19 protein-coding genes, 2 pseudogenes and 1 riboswitch are annotated in these 19015 nt (G+C 63.8%); of the genes and pseudogenes, 7 read left to right on the top strand and 14 right to left on the bottom strand.

Features of this window, described 5'->3' with window-relative positions:
• Position 1: 1 nt before the first annotated feature.
• Together OO258_RS27605 and OO258_RS27610 are read left to right on the top strand one after the other, a co-directional pair.
• A pseudogene (locus tag OO258_RS27605) lies at positions 2–784 on the top strand (PAS domain-containing protein); the annotation flags it as partial.
• 105 nt (positions 785–889) lie between these two features.
• Positions 890–1321 (top strand): annotated as a pseudogene (locus OO258_RS27610) (methyl-accepting chemotaxis protein); the annotation flags it as partial.
• Here the strand turns inward: OO258_RS27610 and OO258_RS07280 are convergent.
• From OO258_RS07280 to OO258_RS07315, 8 genes are all read right to left on the bottom strand, one after another.
• Entirely contained in the window at positions 1296–4565 is a 3270-nt protein-coding gene (locus tag OO258_RS07280) for a transporter substrate-binding domain-containing protein (protein ID WP_266029490.1), read from the bottom strand. The pseudogene OO258_RS27610 and the gene OO258_RS07280 overlap by 26 nt on opposite strands.
• 12 nt (positions 4566–4577) lie before the next feature.
• Complete coding sequence (locus OO258_RS07285; protein ID WP_266029492.1) at positions 4578–5192, bottom strand: response regulator transcription factor; 615 nt, start codon at positions 5190–5192, stop codon at positions 4578–4580.
• A 219-nt stretch (positions 5193–5411) separates the two neighbouring features.
• Positions 5412–5654: a DUF1272 domain-containing protein gene (locus OO258_RS07290; protein ID WP_266029494.1), complete on the bottom strand. Its 243-nt coding sequence runs from the start codon at positions 5652–5654 to the stop codon at positions 5412–5414.
• A gap of 66 nt (positions 5655–5720) precedes the next feature.
• A complete protein-coding gene (gene cobM, locus OO258_RS07295; RefSeq protein WP_110743004.1) occupies positions 5721–6473 on the bottom strand; it encodes a precorrin-4 C(11)-methyltransferase in 753 nt (250 codons plus the stop codon).
• A gap of 35 nt (positions 6474–6508) precedes the next feature.
• On the bottom strand, positions 6509–6895 hold the full coding sequence (locus OO258_RS07300) for a cobalamin biosynthesis protein (RefSeq protein WP_266029495.1): 387 nt from the start codon (positions 6893–6895) through the stop codon (positions 6509–6511).
• On the bottom strand, positions 6895–7581 hold the full coding sequence (locus OO258_RS07305; RefSeq protein WP_266029496.1) for a CbtA family protein: 687 nt from the start codon (positions 7579–7581) through the stop codon (positions 6895–6897). The genes OO258_RS07300 and OO258_RS07305 overlap by 1 nt, the downstream gene beginning before the upstream one ends.
• Positions 7582–7594: 13 nt before the next feature.
• Positions 7595–7783, bottom strand: coding sequence for a CbtB domain-containing protein (locus tag OO258_RS07310; protein ID WP_110742999.1), 189 nt, complete (start codon positions 7781–7783; stop codon positions 7595–7597).
• Positions 7784–7876: 93 nt separating this feature from the next.
• Positions 7877–8099, bottom strand: a riboswitch (cobalamin riboswitch).
• 113 nt (positions 8100–8212) lie between these two features.
• Positions 8213–8692 (bottom strand): GNAT family N-acetyltransferase, encoded by a 480-nt coding sequence (locus tag OO258_RS07315; protein WP_266029498.1) that lies wholly within the window; start codon positions 8690–8692, stop codon positions 8213–8215.
• A 133-nt stretch (positions 8693–8825) separates the two neighbouring features.
• On the opposite strand from OO258_RS07315, the gene OO258_RS07320 reads away from it, so the two are divergent.
• The 5 genes from OO258_RS07320 to OO258_RS07340 all read left to right on the top strand — a co-directional run bounded on the left by OO258_RS07320 (position 8826) and on the right by OO258_RS07340 (position 12801).
• Positions 8826–9446: a LysE family translocator gene (locus OO258_RS07320; RefSeq protein WP_110742993.1), complete on the top strand. Its 621-nt coding sequence runs from the start codon at positions 8826–8828 to the stop codon at positions 9444–9446.
• A 21-nt stretch (positions 9447–9467) separates the two neighbouring features.
• Positions 9468–10340: an alpha/beta fold hydrolase gene (locus OO258_RS07325; protein WP_266029500.1), complete on the top strand. Its 873-nt coding sequence runs from the start codon at positions 9468–9470 to the stop codon at positions 10338–10340.
• A gap of 94 nt (positions 10341–10434) precedes the next feature.
• Complete coding sequence (locus OO258_RS07330) at positions 10435–11301, top strand: pirin family protein (protein ID WP_266029501.1); 867 nt, start codon at positions 10435–10437, stop codon at positions 11299–11301.
• A 129-nt stretch (positions 11302–11430) separates the two neighbouring features.
• Entirely contained in the window at positions 11431–12357 is a 927-nt protein-coding gene (locus tag OO258_RS07335; protein ID WP_266029653.1) for a DNA-3-methyladenine glycosylase family protein, read from the top strand.
• Between the two features lie 186 nt (positions 12358–12543).
• Positions 12544–12801, top strand: coding sequence for a DUF1652 domain-containing protein (locus OO258_RS07340; RefSeq protein ID WP_266029503.1), 258 nt, complete (start codon positions 12544–12546; stop codon positions 12799–12801).
• A 17-nt stretch (positions 12802–12818) separates the two neighbouring features.
• On the opposite strand, the gene OO258_RS07345 is transcribed toward OO258_RS07340, so the two are convergent.
• The 6 genes from OO258_RS07345 to OO258_RS07370 all read right to left on the bottom strand — a co-directional run bounded on the left by OO258_RS07345 (position 12819) and on the right by OO258_RS07370 (position 18993).
• On the bottom strand, positions 12819–13433 hold the full coding sequence (locus OO258_RS07345) for a Yip1 family protein (RefSeq protein WP_266029504.1): 615 nt from the start codon (positions 13431–13433) through the stop codon (positions 12819–12821).
• A gap of 86 nt (positions 13434–13519) precedes the next feature.
• On the bottom strand, positions 13520–13807 hold the full coding sequence (locus tag OO258_RS07350; RefSeq protein ID WP_266029505.1) for a hypothetical protein: 288 nt from the start codon (positions 13805–13807) through the stop codon (positions 13520–13522).
• A gap of 169 nt (positions 13808–13976) precedes the next feature.
• Complete coding sequence (gene alkB, locus OO258_RS07355) at positions 13977–14624, bottom strand: DNA oxidative demethylase AlkB (RefSeq protein ID WP_266029506.1); 648 nt, start codon at positions 14622–14624, stop codon at positions 13977–13979.
• Positions 14625–14810: 186 nt separating this feature from the next.
• Complete coding sequence (locus OO258_RS07360; protein WP_266029507.1) at positions 14811–16256, bottom strand: curlin; 1446 nt, start codon at positions 16254–16256, stop codon at positions 14811–14813.
• Positions 16257–16272: 16 nt separating this feature from the next.
• Positions 16273–16746, bottom strand: a complete 474-nt coding sequence (locus OO258_RS07365) for a curlin (RefSeq protein ID WP_266029508.1) — start codon at positions 16744–16746, stop codon at positions 16273–16275.
• A 15-nt stretch (positions 16747–16761) separates the two neighbouring features.
• On the bottom strand, positions 16762–18993 hold the full coding sequence (locus OO258_RS07370; RefSeq protein WP_266029509.1) for an Ig-like domain-containing protein: 2232 nt from the start codon (positions 18991–18993) through the stop codon (positions 16762–16764).
• Between the last annotated feature and the right edge of the window lie 22 nt (positions 18994–19015).

The following is a 19015-nucleotide window of genomic DNA, read 5'->3' on the forward strand; positions in this document are numbered from 1 at the left end:
CATGTTCGATTTCCACCGCAAAGCAGATTTGGTCGAGATCCAGCGCAGTCATCAGGCGTTGGCCAATGCACAGGCCAAACTGGCCGCCATCAGCCGTTCCATGGCAATGATCGAGTTCACGCCCGACGGCACCATCCTCGATGCCAACGAGCGCTTCTGCCAGGCCATGGGCTACAGCGCCGACGAGCTGCGGGGCAAGCATCACCGGCTGTTCTGTGAGGCGGACTACGCCAAAAGTGCCGAATACCAGCAACTGTGGCGCGAGCTGGGGCAGGGCAAGGCCATCAGCGGTACCTTCGAGCGGGTGGACAAGGCCGGGCGCGAAGTCTGGCTGGAAGCCAGCTACATGCCTGTGCTGGATGACCAGCGCCAGGTCACCAGCGTGATCAAGGTGGCTGCCGACATCAGCCAGCGGGTGATGCTCGAACACGAAAGTGAAAGCCTGCTCAAGGCCATCGGCCGCTCCATGGCGGTGATCGAGTTCACGCCGCAAGGCCGCGTGATCAAGGCCAACCAGAACTTCCTCGATACCATGGGCTACCGGCTCGATGAAGTGGTCGGCCGGCACCACGGGCTGTTCTGCCTGGCGCATGAGCGCGAGTCGGCCGAATACCGGGAGTTCTGGGCATCGCTCAACCGTGGCGAATACCACTCGCACCGTTTCGAACGCGTCAACAAGCAGGGCCAGACGGTCTATCTCGAGGCCTCCTACAACCCGATCTTCGACAGCAAGGGCCGCCTCTACAAAGTGGTCAAGTTCGCCAGCGATATCACCCACCAGATCTGTACCCAACAAAGCGCTGCCGATGCCGCCCATGCCAGTTCGGTGCAGACTGACGCCTGCGCACGCAAAGGGACCGAGGTGGTACAGCAGACGGTGCAGGTGATCGAGCAGATTTCCCAGGAACTGAACGACGCGGCGCGCAGCATCGATGCGGTCAGCAAGCAGTCGGATGTGATCGGTCAGATCGTGCTGACCATTCGCGGCATTGCCGACCAGACCAACCTGCTGGCGCTCAACGCGGCCATCGAGGCGGCCCGGGCCGGCGAGCACGGGCGCGGCTTTGCCGTGGTCGCCGACGAGGTGCGCAACCTGGCGGCGCGCACCAGCAAGGCCACGCTGGAAATCGTCGATGTGGTGCGACAGAACCACGACCTGTCGCTACTGGCGGTGGCCAGCATGCAGTCGAGCCTGAACCGTACCGGCCATGGGGTGGCGTTGGCCAACGAGGCCGGGACGGTAATCATGGAAATCCAGCAGGGCTCACGGCACGTGGTAGATGCCATCAGCCAGATCAGTTCGACGCTGCAATTGCATTGAGCGCGTCGCGCATCTCGTCCAGCAGCACCTGCAGGCTGGCCTCCAGGTGCGCACGCTGTTCCACCGTCGATAGACCCTCTGTGTGGGCCTGTTCGATGGCTTCGCAATCCCTGACCACGGTGCGCACCCTGATCATCTTGGCGCCACCCTTGATGCGATGGGCCAAGGTACGCACGGCTTCATCCGAGGCATCCGGGCCCAACGCGCGCAACGTGGCCAGGTCTTCGCCAACACTCACTGACAGTTGCTCCAGCAGGTGCCGAGTCAGTTGCTCGTCATCCTGAGTCAGGTGGCGCAGTTCGGCCAGGTTGAGCGCCCCACGGCCTGCTACCGCCTTGTGTTGCCGGGGGCGGGCCTGAGGCAGGTGGGTCTTGAGCGTGCGCAGGCCGATCGGTTTGAACAGGCATTCATCCATGCCACTGGCCAGGCAGCGGGCGCGTTCCTCGGCCTGGGCGTTGGCCGTGACACCCAGGATCCAGCACGGTAACAGGCCGCGTTCGCTTTCCATGGCGCGAATGCAGCGCGTGAGTTCGTGCCCGTCCATGACGGGCATGCTGCAATCGGTTATCACCAGGTCGAAGCGCCCGGCCTGCCAGTGGGCAAGGGCGACTTCGCCGTTCTCCGCCAGGGTAACGTGGTGCCCCAGGGTGTGCAGTTGCCGCTCCAATAGAAGCAGGTTGGCGGGATAGTCGTCGACCACCAGAATGTTCAGCGGTTCGCTGCGGGTTTCCGGCGGCAGCATCTGTGTGGCTTGGGCCGGCGCAGCGCAGGTGGGCAGTTGCAGGTTGACCTGTACCCGGGTACCAACGCCTTCGACACTCTGCAGGGTCAACACGCCGCCCATCAATTCGGCCAGGGTGCGGCTGATGACCAGGCCCAGGCCAGCACCTTGCCGTGCCCTCGGCCCTTCAGCCTGGACGAAGGCATTGAACAACCGCGCCTGGTCGGCGGGGCTGATCCCGATACCGGTGTCGCGCACATTCATCTCGATGGCCAGCATGTCGTGCCCGGCGACCTTGGGCAGTAGCAGGCTGGCCTGCACTTCACCACGGTCGGTGAACTTGATGGCATTGCTGATCAGGTTGGACATGACCTGCTTGAGCCGCAGCGGGTCGGCTAGCACCCAGAGCGGTTCTGACGGCAGTTCGCTGTGCAGGTGCAGCCCCTTGGCCCGGGCATTACCGTCGAACACCCGCAGCGTCGCGCGCACCAGTTCGACCAGGTCGGTGGGCACCGGCTGCAGGGTAATGTGGCCGGATTCGATGCGGGAAATATCGAGAATGTCGCCAATCAGCTCAAGTAGGCCGATGGCCGAATCGTGTGCGGTCTGCAGGGTCTGGGTATCGCTGCGCCCGCTGCGACAGTCTTCCAGGGCCAGCTCCAGCAGACCGATCACGGCATTCATCGGGGTGCGTATTTCATGGCTCATGGTGGCCAGGAAGGTACTTTTGGTCTGGCTGGCCTGTTCGGCGTCGTCCTTGGCTTGACGCAGCTGCTCAAGTAGCCCGCGGCTCAGCGCCAGCTGGGCCTGCAGCGCATGCTGGGCCTCGGTGCGCTGGTTGATCAGCTTGCGCAGGTAGCTGTTCCAGAACACCACCCCGGCCAGCAGCAGTGCCGACAGCACCAGCACCTGCAGGGCCAGGGTGCGGTAATCGCGCCATGGGCTGTCGCTGACCAGGGTGCTGGTGCGCCAGCGGTTGATCAGCTGGTCGAGCTCTTCGGGCGGAATGCTCAAGAGCGCCTTGTCGAGAATGGCCTGTAGCTGCGGCTGGTCGGCGGCCACGGCGAAAGCGGCAATGGCCGGCTCGTCGTCAAGTACGCTGGCGATGCGCAGGCGGTCCTTGAACACATGGTTGATGTAGTAGGCAGCATTGATATGGCTGCTCAAGGCAACGTCGGCGCGGTCATTGGCCACGGCCTCCATCAGCCCGAGGGGGTTGTCCACCTCCACCAGGCGGGCTTGCGGGTAGCGTTGTTGCAGGGCTGCCCGTTGCGGCGATCCTCGAACCAGGGCGATGCGCTGGCCGTCCAGCGCCTTGGTTTGTGCGGGGGAGGGATGATCACTGCGTGTGACCAGTACTCGTGGGCTGATCAGGTAGGGCCGGGTGTAGCGCAGTTGCTTCAAACGGTCTGCGCTGTAGCCCAAGGCGCCGATCATCATCGCATCACCTTTGCGCAGGCGCTCGACCATGGCGGAGGCCGAAGTGCTTTCGACAGGCTTGAATTGCAACCCGGTACGCAGGGCGATCTGCTTCAGCAGGTCGAGGGTTATACCGCTGGGGTGGTGCTTGGCATCGTTGAACGTCAGGGGCGCCAGCGAAGTATTGACCAACACGCTGACGACGGGGTGCTCGGCAATCCACGCTTCCTCTTCGTTGCTGAGGGCGGTCAAGTGGCGTTGTAGCAGCAAGCTGGTGTTGCCGCTGCTCCAGCGGCGCAGGATGTTCAAGCGTTCGCTCTCGCTGATGCGCGCCAGCGCCTTGTCGACCAGCTGGCGCAAGCGCAGGTTGTCGCGGGCCAGGGCAAAGGCGAAGGGTTCGGGGGATGCAGGGGAAAAGTGATCGATCTTCAGCGTACCCTGAAAGCTCTTGCCGATGATGAAATCGGTGCTGATGGCATCGCCCAGGTACGCGTCTGCCTCGCCCAGCTCGACAGCCGCGAGCCCGGCCAGGGTCGAGCGGTACAGGCTGAGCTGCGCGTTGGGGTACAGGTTGCGCACGCTGCTGGCCGGCAGGTAGTGATCGACCATGGCCAGGCGCAGGCCACCGAGGTCGGGTGTGTGCTTCAGGCTGCGCCCTTCACGGGTGATGATCACCGGCAGGTCGTCGGCATAGGGCGTGCTGAGGGTGAGCTGGGCGTCCGCGGCCTCGAAGGCGTTGGAGCTGCCCAGCAGGTCAATGCGCCCCTCGCGCAGCGCAGTGATGGCTTCGTGACGGCTGTTGTAGCGACGTACCTCGATGGCAATGCCCAGTTGTTCGCCGATGATGCCGGCATAATCGGCACTCAAACCCTCGTAGTCATGCTGGCTGACGTTGATTTCGAACGGTGGGTAGTCGGGGCGCGAACTGCCCAGTACCAGCCGTTGGTGTTGTCGTAGCCAGTGGCGGTCGTCACTGGACAGCACCAGCGGGGCTGCGGCACTGACCGAGCGCGCCAGTAACTGGCGGGGTTCGCTATCGGCCAGCAACGCGCTGCAATGGACCAGGGCAATGGTCACCAGGGCGCTCGCCATCAGGCGCTTCATGCGTTTAGGCGCTCAGTAGACGCTGTTGCGCTTGGCCAGGTCGACCATTTCCACCAGTGATTCGGTCTTGAGCTTTTCCATGATGCGGCCCCGGTAGGTGCTGATGGTCTTGGCGCTGAGGTTCATGCAGGTGCCGATATTCTTGTTGTTCTCGCCACGTGCCAGGCGCCGCAACACTTCCATTTCACGGTTGGACAGGCTGGCCAGGCGAACCGGCTCGCTGTCGAGCGAATTGCTGTTGACCGACATCTGCGGAAAGGTCGAATAGCCCTTGACCAATGCCTTGAGGGCGAACAGCAGGGCGTCGTGATCTTCTTCTTTGGTGACGAAGGCGCCGATGCCGGCATCCAGGCAACGGCGTACGTACAGGTCGGTGGCCTGGCCGGTGAGCACCATGATCTTCGGTACAGGCTCCAGGCATTGCAGGCGTTTGATGACCTCCATGCCGTCCAGCCCTGGCAGACCAATGTCGAGAATGACGACGTCCGGGCGCAGTTCGCGGGCTACCTGTGCCACTTCACTGCCATTGCCCACCTCGCCAACCACATGAAAGCGTTCGCGTTCGAGCATCATGCGCAAAGACAGCCGGACGATGGGGTGGTCGTCGACGATCAGCACGGTTGTCATGAAGAAAACTCCTGTCGGGATGTGGTCCGTTTCCTGGAACACTCAGGAATACGTCTGCAAGTAGGATTATCGGAAGCGCTGCACGATACGACCATTCCCGAGGTTTGGTAATGCCGAGTATAGAAGTGTTGAAAGTACCTGCGGCTGTTGTTGAAAAGTCCTACAAAAAACGGGAAACATCACCCTGTAGAAGCGGTGATGTCGTTTTCTTGAGGCCGATCACGCGCAGGCTGAGTGTGCTTTGTTGATGCGCTGGGTGGAGGCAGGGTTGTTGGCCAATGCCTGCCCGACCCGCGTTGGGCGCGCGACCAGTTGGCCGCTGCAGTTCGGGCAGCGGCCCTGGAAACGGGTTTCGGCACAGGTACGGCAGAACGTGCATTCGAAGGAGCAGATCAGCACGTCAGGGCTGTCGCCCGGCAGGTCGGTATCGCAACATTCACAGTTGGGGCGTAATTCCAGCATGGGCATGGCTCCTGTACGCGGGCGGGAACCCGGAGTCTGCTATGCCCGCGGTCTGGCTGGCAATGCTCAGTCACCTGGGCGATACAGGTGGGCGTGCCCGGCGCGGTACAAGGCGGATTCGGCGAACGGCGTATCGCCCAGTACATGGCCCACCAGGATCAGCGCCGTGCGGCGAAAGTCTTTGGCTGCTACACGCTCGGCAATATCGCCCAGCGTGCCGCGTACCCAGTCCTGGTCTGGCCAGGTGGCCCGGTGTACCACTGCGACCGGGCAGTGCGCGCCGTAGTGCGGCAACAGCTCGTCGACGATGCGCGCGAGGTGCTTGACCCCCAGGTGAATCGCCAGGGTACTGCCATGGCGCGCCAGGTCGTGCAGCTGTTCGCCGGGCGGCATGGGGGAGCTGTCGCCATAGCGGGTGAGAATCACCGTTTGCGCGACCTGCGGCAGGGTCAGTTCGCAGCCGAGCAGGGCGGCGCTGGCTGCTGTGGCAGTGACCCCGGGGATGATCTGGTAATCGATGCCCAGTGCCTGCAGGTGGCGGATCTGCTCGCCGATGGCGCCGTACAGGCTGGGGTCGCCACTGTGTACCCGGGCCACATCCTGGCCGCGCTCATGGGCGTCGTGCATGGCCGCAATGATCTGCTCCAGGTGCAGTTCGGCGCTATTGATCACGGTGTCGGCCTGATGCCCTTCGAGTACGGCGGCAGGCACCAGCGAGCCGGCGTAGATGATCACCGGGCATTGGCGAATCAGCCGTTGGCCCTTGACCGTGATCAGTTCCGGGTCGCCGGGACCGGCGCCGATGAAGTAGACGGTCATGGAAAGTCCTTGCAGTGAAGAGGGTAATGAAGCGTTCAGCAGGCCAGGGCGAGGGTCGCCTGGCCCAGTACCTGGCGGGGCAGCAGCAGGCTGGCGGTGCCCAGTCGTTGGCTGGCCAGGGCCAGTGCCGCGCTCTCGGCCACACCCCAGCAGCCAGTGTGGGCATGGGCCGTGGCTGAACGGTGGCTGAGCAATGGCGCGTAAGCTTGCAGTTGCGTGCCATGGTACAGCACCAAAGGCACGCCGAGGCGTTCGGCCAGCAGCTGCAAGCCAGGTTCGTCGGCCTTCAGGCTGATGCTGGCGATGCCGCGCAGGTCGGCCAACGCCAGGCCCTGGTGATCCAGCGCCTGGCGCAGCAGGTGGTGCAGGGTATCCGCCGGGCAACCCCGGCGACAGCCGATGCCTGCGTAGAAGGTCTGCATCAGGCCTGGCTGGAGCGGCGGAACAGCCACGCGCTGAGCAGGCCCAGGGCCACCCAGAAGGCGGCATTGGTCAGCCAGGAGGCCAGCTTGAACTGGGTTTCCAGCGCTTCGGGGGCCAGGCTTTCGTGCACCTCGGGTTGTGGTGCACCGATGACGTGGGGAATGACCAGCAATACGGCACCCAGCGCCTTCAGCAGCCAGTGATGGGCGAACACCAGCAACGCCAAGCCCAGGGCTGTAGCACTGGCGGTGCCGATCCACCAGGCCTGACGTTGCCCCAGGTCGGCAGCCGCAGTACCTGGCAGTTCCGGCGGCAAGCCCAAGGTCGGGGCCAGGCAGAACACGGCGAATCCGGCCAGGCCCCACCAGGCGCCAGTGCCGATGCGCCTTGGCTCGCGCAGGCTGTACAGGGCGGCGAGGATCAAGGCGAAGCCGACCGCGACTACCAGATTGCCGCCGGTGGTGGACAGTACGCGCTGCCAGCCGTCTTCCGGCGACCAGGCTTCGGCGCTGTGTTCATGGGCAGGTGCTTCGCTGCCATGTTCGTGGTGGGCGGCCGGGGCCGAGGACTCGTAGGTTTCCGCCTGGAGAATAAGCGGGGCGACCCAGAAACTTTGCAACAGCGTCAGCAACAAGGCCGCAAGCAGCCCGCTGAAGCCCGCGGTACGGGCAATGCGCGTGATCATCGGGCGTACTCAGTCAGTGGCAGGGGAAGGCGGCGCTGTGGCGGGTGTCGTGGGCGGCGTTGTGCACGGCCTCGATGTGCGAGAAACCGGCGAAATACACCAGGCACAGGCCCAGCAGGCTGGCGCCGACAGCGATGACTACGCGCTGGCTGAGGGTAACGGGGGTGGCAAGGCTGTGTGGCTTGGCGCTGGTGACGGGCATGACGCGGTCCTCTGCTTTTTTGTGGGCAATGGGCAAGCGCGGCAGCCCCGGGCACGCTCGCCCAGGGGAATGCAACAGCGCCCGCCCACCGCGGGGTGTTCATGAACGCCAGGCCGGTCTCCGGGCTTGCGAGGAAGAGCTGGGCTCCTTGAAAACGTCACCTTCCCATGCCGCATTACAAGGCACAGTGGTACAGACGTTTCACTCGCTTACCGTTGCGGGGGCAGCACCGGCATTGTCCGGCCCTGTTGGAGGGCCTGCGACGCACCGGTTTCCCGTTTCACCCCAAAGGGGCACCTGAACGCGAGGCATAAGGAGAGCATGGGGCGGGCGTGGCGTCAATTGCCAGATCCTGCAGGCGCGGCCTTGTGCTGCGAAAGGGTGGATCGAGCCGAAGCGCTTTCAGGCAGGGTTTTATACCCTCGCCAATCAACCCCGGGCGAACGCGGCCAGTTTTTCCCCCTCCAACCGGTAGCGGACCCACTCATCCTGCGCCTCGGCCCCGAGCTTCTGATAGAAGCCGATCGCCGGCTCGTTCCAGTCCAGCACGCTCCACTCCAGCCGCCCACAGTTGTTAGCCACCGCCTCGCGGGCAATGTGCTGCAGCAATTGCCGGCCAGCACCGTCACCGCGCTGCTCGGGCGTGATGTACAAGTCTTCCAGGTAGATGCCATTGCGTCCGAGCCAGGTCGAGTAGCTATAGAAATACACGGCATAGCCGATTGCCCGGCCATCGCGTTCGCACATCAGGCTGTGCACTGTGCTGCCCTCGTCGAACAGGCTGTGCTCGATGTCAGCCAGGGTGGCGACCACCTCGTGGCGGGCACGTTCGTACTCGGCCAGTTCGGTGATGAAGGCCAGAATCTGTTCGGCATCGGTACGGATGGCAGGGCGAATGGTCAGGGTCATGAGGACGGCTTCCTTGATTCACGATAACGATACAGTGATGTGTATCTGCATAATTTAATTGAACTGTATCGGTCGCAGGGGGGGCGACTCCGTTAGTGTGACAGCACCTATAACGAAAGTGGAATGCCCCGCCATGCTTGCCTCTGCCGACCTGCTGACCGCCTTCGTGCTGTTCGCGTTCGTGTCTTCGATCACTCCAGGTCCCAACAACACCATGTTGCTGGCTTCGGGCGTGAACTTCGGCGTGCGCCGTTCGATCCCCCATGCCTTGGGCATCAGCTGCGGCTTCATGGTGATGGTCCTGGCCGTGGGCCTGGGCCTGGGCGAGGTTTTCAAGGCTTGGCCAGCGCTTTATACGGTGCTGCGTTACACCGGCGCAGCGTACCTGCTGTACCTCGCGTGGAAAATCGCTACGTCAGGGCCGGTCGGCACGGCCTCGTCCAGCGCCCGCAAGCCACTGGGCTTCTGGGGCGCGGCGGCATTCCAGTGGGTCAACCCAAAGGCATGGGTAATGGCGGTCGGGGCGATCACCACCTACACCCCCGCGCAAGGCTATGTCACCAACGTGATCGTGATCGCCGCCTTGTTCGCCTTGGTCAACCTGCCGAGTGTGGGGATATGGGTCATGTTCGGCAGCGCCCTGCGCAACCTGTTGCAGAATCCCCGCTGGCTGATGCTGTTCAATGTCCTGATGGCCCTGCTGCTGGTGATTTCTTTGTACCCGCTGCTGTTTGTAGAATCTGCGTTCTCCTAGTTCTGCGAGTACAGCGAACCCATGCAGTTGATTCCCTGGTCCCACGAATGCGCCGAAGGCTTCACCCTGCGTGGCTGGCGGACGCCGGCCAGTGGCAAGCCGTTGCTGCATTTCCTGCATGGCAATGGTTTCTGCTGCCTGGCCTACCAACCGTTACTGATGCGCCTGGGCGAGCATTTCGACCTGTGGCTGTGTGATGTCCAAGGCCATGGTGACAGCGACCACGGCGGGGTGTTTCGGGGTTGGAACCGCACCGCCGCGCTGGCCGTGGAGGCGTTTGAAGCCGGCCGTGGCGAGTACGGCGAGGTACCGCGTTTTGCCGTTGGCCACAGTTTCGGTGGTGTGCTGACCGGGCTGATCCTGGCCAGCGACCCGCAGTTGTTCGCCCGTGCAGTACTGCTCGACCCGGTATTGTTCAGCCGGCGCATGCTCGGGGTGATGGGCGCGGCCGCCTTGGTCGGCCTGCACCAGCGCCATGCGCTGGCGCGCAAGGCTGCCGGCCGGCGCAGTCACTGGCCTGACCGTGAAGCGGCGCTGGCATCGCTGCACGGCCGTGGCATCTTCAAAGGCTGGACCGATGCGGCGCTGCAGGCTTACGTGGAGCATGCCATCGGCGACTGTGGCGAAGCCGTGGTGCTCAAGTGTCGACCCAGCCGTGAGGTGGAAATCTTCAGCTCGTTCCCAACGCGCATGTGGGCCAGCCTTGGCGCAATCCGCACGCCGACGCGGGTGTTGTATGGCGAGCATACTTACCCGTTCGTGCCGCGCTCGGTGAACCGGTTGGCGGCACTCAACAGTCATGTCAGTGCGCAACAGGTCGCCGGTGGGCACTGTTTCATGCAGGAAGACCCGGCGATGGCTGCCGAGCAGGTGCTGAATTTCTTGCAGCACTGACTGTTCCATCCATGGAACGATCTGGCCTGTTTCTTCTGTCTATCGATAAATTGGCATCATTGATAAGGTTATCCCAGCCAAGAGGAGCCTTCTCATGAAAAAGATCCTGGGTACCTACAGCAGCCCTCACGCCCATTGGGTGGGCGATGGTTTTCCGGTGCGCAGCCTGTTCACATACGACAACCTGGCCAGCCGCATCAGCCCGTTTCTGCTGCTGGACTATGCTGGCCCGCATGATTTCGCCCCAACCCATGCCCGCCGCGGCGTTGGTCAGCACCCGCACCGCGGCTTCGAGACAGTGACCATCGTCTATCAGGGCGAACTGGAGCACCGTGACTCGACGGGGGCGGGTGGCTTGATCGGCCCTGGGGATGTGCAGTGGATGACCGCTGCCAATGGCATCATCCATGAAGAGTTCCATTCCCCGGGGTTTGCCAACAGTGGCGGTACGCTGGAGATGGTTCAGCTGTGGGTCAACCTGCCGGCGCGGGACAAGCGCGCAGCGGCCGGCTACCAGACGTTACTGGCCAATGATATCCCGGTGGTGGCACTGGACGCGGGTGCCGGTAGCCTGCGGGTGATTGCCGGTGACTACCGTGGCCATCAAGGGCCGGCGCGAACCTTTACCCCCATGGATGTCTGGGACTTGCGGCTGAACGCTGGCGCCAACCTGCAACTGCCGGTGGCCGCCGGGCGCAATGCGGCGTTGGTGGTGTTGCGCGGCAACTTGCGGGTCAATGGCGAGCGCGAGGCCGGGCCGTCCAGCCTGGTGTTGCTGGACCGGGCAGGTGAGAACGTTAGCGTTGAAGCGCTGGACGGTGCCAGTGTGCTGCTGCTCAGCGGTGAACCGATCGATGAGCCGATCGTTGGCTATGGCCCGTTCGTGATGAACAGCCAGGCGGAAATCGCCGAGTCGTTCGACGACTTCCATGCCGGGCGCTTCGGGCAGATGCAGGGTTGAAAGCTGGGCCGCTGCCACAGGAATGCGCGTTTACCTGGGGCAGCGGCCTTGCATCGCGTCTGGGACCCGGCGCGCGCCTGCGCCCTTGAACAGGAACTGGCCCCCGGCGATTTCTGGCATGATCGGCCCATGCCCAAGCTATCACCCCTGCACGCCGTACGCCGGTCGTCCACCACCCTCAGCCACCACACCCTGTGGCTGCGTTACCGTGCCCCATACCACTGGCCCTCGACCCTGGCCTTTCTCGCCGCCCGCTGCATCCCTGGCATCGAGACCTGCGACGACGGCACCTATCGCCGCACGCTGGTCGTCGCTGGCCGCCACGCTGTGCTGCACGCCACCCCTGCGCGCGACCAGTTGCGTATCCACCTTGAAGGCGTTCCATCATCGGCGTTGCCAGGCCTGATCGCGAAGCTGAGGCGGGTGTTCGACCTGGACGCCGACCCCGCGCGCATCCGTGCCGATCTGTCGCGGGACCCTTTGATGGCAACCTTGCTTGATTACCGACCAGGCCTGCGCGTGCCACAAGGGTGGGACGCGTGTGAACAAGCCATGCGTACGGTGTTGGGCCAGCAGATCAGCGTAGCCGGCGCCATGACCCTGGCTGGCCGCCTGGTACAGCGCCACGGCGTGCCCCTGCGCTTTACCGCGACGGGTCTGAGCCATGTGTTCCCGGCATTGGCAACCTTGGCCACTGCGCAGTTCGAAAACATGGGTATGCCCAGGGCACGCGCCGCGACCCTAGGCACCCTGGCCAATGCCTTGCTTGCTGCACCAGGACTGCTGCGTCCCGGCCAAATGCTGAATGACCTGCTGAGCAACCTGTGCAGGGTGAAAGGTATCGGCCCATGGAGTGCACAGTACCTGGCGCTGCGCCAGGCTGGCGCAGCCGATGCCTTGCCGTTGGGTGACGTGGCCCTGATCAAGGCATTGCGCCTGCTCGAAGGTGAACAGGCTCGACTCGCCGAACGGTCACTGGCGTGGCGCCCCTGGCGGGCCTACGCGGCACAGCACCTGTGGGCATCGCTGAGTCCTGTTGGGACCACTCGTCGCTAAGTTCGCCATTCCATTCGAACACCCAGCCGTGGCGAGCGATCTTCCACTAAGGTGCTAGAGGATTCCCCGCATGATCATTGCCCTGGCGCATGGACGTCCAACAGGGCATGGGCATTATCAATTGGCGCCCCGCCCGAAAAAGGCGTACTTACACATAACAGGCCATCCCACAGAGAGGGTCGTACCATGTCGTTGATTGGAGTTTCGATGCTAGAGATGCGGCAGATGATCGAGCAGGCCTGCCTGCCGGATCGCTGTGAAGTCAGCTGCCCGGACGGCACCACCCTGACTATCCGCCTCGGCCAGGGCCAGAGTCTTGACGAGGGTGTGACGCTCGGGATTCCGCTGCAAAACCTCAACAGTTGCCGTGACGTGGTAAACCTGGTCGGGCAACTGCATGCGCTGCGTGACACCCGCCCGACGCCGGTCAAGGCGATTGCCTGAACGCGCGCGTGCCCCGGTCAGCCCAGGCTGGCCGGGCGTACGTATTCCGGCATCAGGCCATTGAACCAGAACAGGATCATCGCGACCAGAATGGTCACCATCACCAGCAAGCCCACGCCCCAGACGCATGTCGCGAATAGCATGGCCTGCTCCTTCTTCAGCCGCAGGAACGTCTGCAACCCGCCATACAGCAAAACACTGGCATAGGCCGAGGCGGCCAGCAGCGCACTGAACGCCACCCAGCGAATCGGCACCAGGCCGACCACCCCGGCAAAGAACCACGGTGTCGCGCAGTAGGCGGCAAAGCCGATGCACTGGTTAAGGCTGGGTTGCGCATCGAACCCGCGTGACATCCCGCGGATGATCACCCCCATCAGCATCACGCCGATGACCGTGGAGGCATACAAAAGCCCCGCCAGTTGCGCGGCGCTGCCCATGCTCAGACGTACCCGCTCCTCGGCCGCGAGGCTCCAGCCAAAGGTGGTGGTGCCGACAAACAGGCATACGGCAGGGATCAGCGCCAGCATCAGCAGGCGCGGCAGGTATTGCTGTGGGTGATCTTCCTCGGCCCGGCGGATCTCCAGCCAAGCGTCGGCCGGGTGGGTAAAGAGCTTGAGCAACGGACTGTTCATGGCGTACTCCAGCAGGTATTGGCCCTTTTGCTATGGAGACACGCGGCGCGCAGCCGGTTCAGCCGGGATGGTGTCCGTTGATCGGCTTACTGCAGCTCCAGCAGCAGGTTCATGCCGCCGTCGCCACATTTGCCTTTGTCGCGGACTACACCGTGGTAGCTGCGCCCATCCCACATGAACGCCATGCTGTGGGCACGGTCGACTTTGTCGGGCAACGGCGGACAGATATGCAGGCGCAGTGCCGGCCGGCCTTGCAGGTTGAGCGGTGCAAGCTGGCACTGGCATTCCACGCTCTGCGCCACCGGGCCGAACAAGGTGTCGCGGACGTAATCGAGTTGCAACGAGGCATTGGGTGCACGGCCGGGCATCTTCATCAGTGCGGGGCTCCGTTGCGACGGTTCGACAGACTGGGCGGATTGGGCATGGCTGGCTCCAGGCAGAGTAAGGCGCGGCTTATCATTTGAAGCTTGCCTGGCGAAGATGTTCAACGTGTTTCATCAGCGGTCATCGTATTTGCGCCGAGCGGCACATGACCGGCCTTGTTCAGGGCCCGGCCTTGCGCAAGGTCAGGTTGATGCGCCGTTCGCCCAGTCGCGGATGCACGCCTGGCTTGATCGGTAGCACGCCGTGGAAGCGCAAGCGGTCTTCGCCACCCCACACCAGTACATCGCCGTGGCTGAGTGGTACGCGTCGGGTCTTGTCGGCGCGCTGCAGCCCGCCGAGCAGGAACACCGCCGGCAGGCCCAGCGACACCGAAACGATGGGCTGGCCAAAGTCCTGCTCGTCGCGGTCCTGGTGCAGGCTCAGACGGGTACCGGGCAGGTAATGGTTGACCAGGCAGGCGTCCGGGACGAAGCCATCGAACCCCGCCAAAGCAGCGGCACGGGCGGCCAGGCTGAGCAAAACCTGGGGCAGGGCGGGCCAGGGTTGGCCGCTGAGCGGGTCGCTGGCGCTGTAGCGATAGCCCTGTTCGTCACTGACCCAGCCCAGTGCGCCGCAGTTGGTCAGGCCTACCGCCATGCGCAAGCCTCCCGGGGTGTGCATGTGGCGCAATGGGGCGGCGCGCAGCACCGGGCGCAGGGCGTCGAGCACCGGCTCGATTTCGGCCAGGGCGAACCCCGGCAGCAGCACCGTGTGGCTGGCCAGGCGTTGCGGCTGATGGCCGAACAGGTCGAGGTCGGACTGGATCATGGGCAGGGCATCGGTTCAGGTAGGCCAATTGTAATGCGCTTTTCGCGGCTGGCCTATTTGCGGGATCAGCGACAATTACATCACGTTCGCAGCACGGGTTGCTTCAACAGGCCGTCGTTTGTCGAGCCCCAGAAAAAGGAACCGCGGCACCAGGGAGAGGAGCACCGCGGTTCAAGGGGGAAAGGTTTACTTCTGGGTCACAGTGGCCATGTTCGCGCTGCCCAGCTGGGTGATAGTGGCGGTTTGCGCGATACCGCTCTGGTCGACGAACGCCTTGTTGCCCTGACCTCCCTGGGTCACGTAAGCGACGTTGATGCTGTCAGTCTGCTTGATGGTGGCTTCGTTGCCGCTACCGTACAGCTGGTTGGTATAGCTCTGGTTGCTGTAGCCCGACTGGTCGAGGTTGATCGCGTTACCGGTGCCCTGGCTATTGCCGTAGGCATAGTTATCGGTGCCGCGCTGGTCAGCGATCAGGATGTTGTCGGTACCGTTCTGCTCGAAGTACAGCTCGTTGTTGCTGTCGGCCTGCTTGGTCTGCATCTGGTTGCCGGTACCTTTCTGGTTCAGCGTGGCCACATGGTTTTCACCGTTCTGGGTCAGGTTCACGCCGTTGCCGTTGCCGTTCTGGTTGATGGTGGCGGTCTGGTTGGTACCGAACTGGCCACCCATCTTGGCGCCTTTCCAGTTGCTGGCGGTGATGGTGTTGCCATTGCCCTTGGTGTTGATGGTCAGGTTGAGGTTCTCACCATTCTGGTAGGTGTAGTGCAGGTTGTTGTTGCCGGTCTGGGTAATGGTGGTGTTCGAATTGTTGGTCTCGAACTGGTCCGACCAGCTGGCGTTGGCGCGGCCTTGTTGCGAAAGGCTGACCTTGTTGTCGGTACCGAAGCTCTGGTCGATGTAGCCCTCGTTGAGCTGCCCTGATTGGATGACCGAGGCCTGGCTGCCAAGCTGGTTGTCCTGCCACACTTCGACCGAGTTGCCAGTCCCGTACTGGCCAATACCGATGGTGCCGCCGGTGCCGTCGCGCTGGTCGCCGTAGGCCCAGTTTTCGCGGCCATCCTGGTACACCTGGATATCGCCATCGATGTAGTTGAGGTGCTCTGCCGCCGCGTAGTTGTCCTGGCCGGTCTGGTTGACGGTGCTGCGGTTATTGGTACCGCCGAATGTCTGCTCGACGAAGGCTTCGTTACGTTGGCCGGATTGCCAGGTGGTGGCTTTGCTGCCTTCCTGGCTGTCCTGCCACACGGTCGAGCGGTTCTCGGCGCCTTGCTGGGTTTGCAGGGCCTCGTTGCTGGTGCCCAACGACTGGCTGGCGAAGGCATCGTTGTAGTTACCGCTGGCCTGCTGGGTTATCTGGCTGCCGTTTTCGAACAGCTGCTCGGCGTACCCAGCGTTGTACGAGCCATTGGCACTTTGCTGGATGTCGCTGGTGCTCTCGGATTGCACCGCGAGGTGGTTATGGCCTTTACCTGTCTGGTTCTGGGTGGCTGAAGCAAAGGGGGCAGCGGTCTGGCTGACCTCGGCGATGTTTTCCTTGCCGTCCTGGGTCTGTGACGAGGTGCTGTCAGCAGCCATGGCCTGGCCTGCCAAGGCCAGGACGATAGCGGCACTTAAGGGAGCGAGCTTGTACATGGTGGTGCCTCCAGGTCTATCGGAATTGGGTGATCTGAACATGCTGGCCATTGCCGGCCTGGGTCACGGAGCTGTTGAGGCCCGAGCCGGACTGCACGATGCTGGCGCTGTTGTCGTTGCCGATCTGCTCGATGGCAGCGCTGTTGCTGCTGCCGCTCTGGCGGATCGACGCGCTGTTGCCATTGCCCTGCTGGCTGATGCTGGCCATCAGGTCACTACCTTCTTGCAGGATGTAGGCTTCCTGCGCACCGCCGGCCTGGACGATACGGCCCAGCAAGGCTTGGCCGTTCTGGTCGAGGGCGGCGCGGTTGCCCGATCCTTGCTGCTCGATCACCGCGGCCTGGCCAGCGCCGACCGGCAGCAGGCGGATGATCAGCGGTTCGCCGAGGTCGTTGCCGGGTGCAAGGTCGGCATTGTCCATCAGGTCGTCGGCCCAACTGGCCTGGCCCACCAGGGCCAGGCTGAGCAGCACTGGATACAAGCGTTTCATCGCGTTACCCCGCCGTTACTGCACGACCACGTTGACGGTGCGGGTGGTCCCCGTGCTGGTGGTGATGGTCGCCGTCGGCGCGGCGGTCGGGATTATCGTGGTGCTGTTACTGACCGCCAGGCGCCAGCGGCCGGTGACCGGGACGGTGGTGGTGCCCAGGGTCTGCACGCCGGTGGTGGTGGTGACCCGCACGGTGACGACGTTGCCGGTAGTCACCGATGAGGTGCCACTGATGTCCCAGTTGTAACGGTTGTTGGAGCGCGCCGTGACCGTGGCTGCCGTGACTGTGAAGGTTTCCGCGGCAGGCCGTGGCGACACGTTGACGGTGACCGTACCCGGCGTCGACAGCGCGCCGAGCGAGTCGCGTACCTGGTAGGTAAACGTGGTGCTGAAGGCAGTGGTCACGGTGGCTGGAGGGGTGTAGGTCACGGTGGCGCCGTCGGTACTGACCGTGCCACGGCCGGCGGCTGGCTGGGTTACGGCCGCCACGGCCAACGGCAGGTTGCCTTCCGGGTCGGTATCGTTGGCCAGCACATTGATGGTCAGTGGTACGCCCAGGGTAGCGACGGTCTCCGGGTTGGCGGTGGGTGCCTGGTTAGGCGCAACGTTGATGGTGACCGTGGCCGGTGTCGACTTCAGGCCTTTGGCATCCATCGCCTGGTAGCTGAAGGTGGCTACCAGCGGTTGCGTGGCGCCGGGTGGCGGTGTGTAGGTGATCGATGTGGTGCCGTTGAGCACCACCCCGCCCAGGCCAGTGCCTGGTTGGGTGAGGTCGCTGATGGTCAACGGTACGTTACCGTCCGGGTCGCTGTCGTTCTGCAGCAGGTTCAGGGTAATCGGTACTCCGACACTGGTGCTGCCGATATCGGCCTGGGCCAGCGGTGGCTGGTTGGCAGCCTCGACCGGTGCGTTGCCGACCACGATCACCGGCTCGACATCGCTACCGCCGCGTGCGGACTTGACTGTGACGGTGGCCGGTGGCTGCGCCACGTCGTTGACGGTCAGGCTTTGCAGCGTGCCCGACTTGGACATGCGGCCATAGCCTTGGGCAAGCAGGTCCGGGATCGCCACTTCATCGCTGGAACTGGCCTCGATCAGCAGGCGCTTGTTGGCCCAGTCGTAGCGTGCGGTGCTGACCTTGACCACGTCGGTGAGCTTGCTCGACAGCGCGGTCGGCTGGGTGCCGCCCGCCGTGTTGCTGGCGGTGACCACAACCACCGTTGGCGGTGCGTCGGTACTGGGTTGCTGGTGGAAGAACAGCCCGTTGTTGTCGGCGGTGAGGGTGAACTGGCAGGGCGAAGGTGGGGTGCCGACCAAGGCGATACCGTTGCGCATGCACAGGCTGGCCTCTTTGGGGGCCTTGGCGAACACTTCGGTACGCGTACCGGTTGCGTTGCGCGAGTAGGTGGCACGTTCCAGGGATACCGGCGTTTGCGCGCGCTGGTCCAGCACTTTGCCCGAGACTGTGAACAGTGCTGTCTCGATCCGCCCGGGAGGGCCGTCGATGCGGATGAAGTTGGTGTTGAACGGGCTGCCGACCACGGCTTCAGGGCGGTTCGGGTCACCGATGAAGGTTTCGCTGGCACCAGTGTCGGGGTTGACTTCGGTGTAGGGCCCGCCCACGCCGCGCAGCCATGGCCCCAGGGCGCCGTTGAGGGCCCCGGTGAAGTTGCCGGGAGCGCCGATGCCGACGTCGCGGGTGATGTTGATCGCACGCCGCCCGGGCGTGGCGACGTTGACCGTCTCCACACCATAGGGGTGGGTGATCGTGTAGACGCCTGCAGTCGGTACCGAGACCCGGATCCGTATGCGCGCGAAGCTCTGTTGGTCGCCGTCTACCGGGTTTTCGGCGGCGAAGGCCGCTTCCAGGCCGGCGACGTAGGCATCGAGCTCGTAGCCACTGTTGCCGACGGCGGGGATGGTAGCTTCGGCCAGGAACCAGAACATCTCCGGCGGCCAGTTGTCGGGGAACACCAGGGGCAGCGCGTCATCGTAGATGCCGGGTTCGGGCAGCAGGGTGCACATGTAGGACGGGGCAGCCGGGGTGCCCGGCACCCGGGTGCTGGTGGCGCGTGACTGGCACAGCTCCAAGGACTGGTCCAGGCCGTCCTTGTACCACATCGGGTAGCCACCGGTGGCGAAGGTGTAGGGCCCCGGGTCGACATCAGACAGCGCGGCAAACGCGGCGCTGGTAACGGTGAGGGAGAAACCGGCGGCCAACAGCGCACGGCGCGACCAAGTGTTCATGCTGCCTCCTTGAAGGCTGAGC

This window comes from Pseudomonas sp. DCB_BI (assembly GCF_026240995.1).
GTDB lineage: Bacteria > Pseudomonadota > Gammaproteobacteria > Pseudomonadales > Pseudomonadaceae > Aquipseudomonas.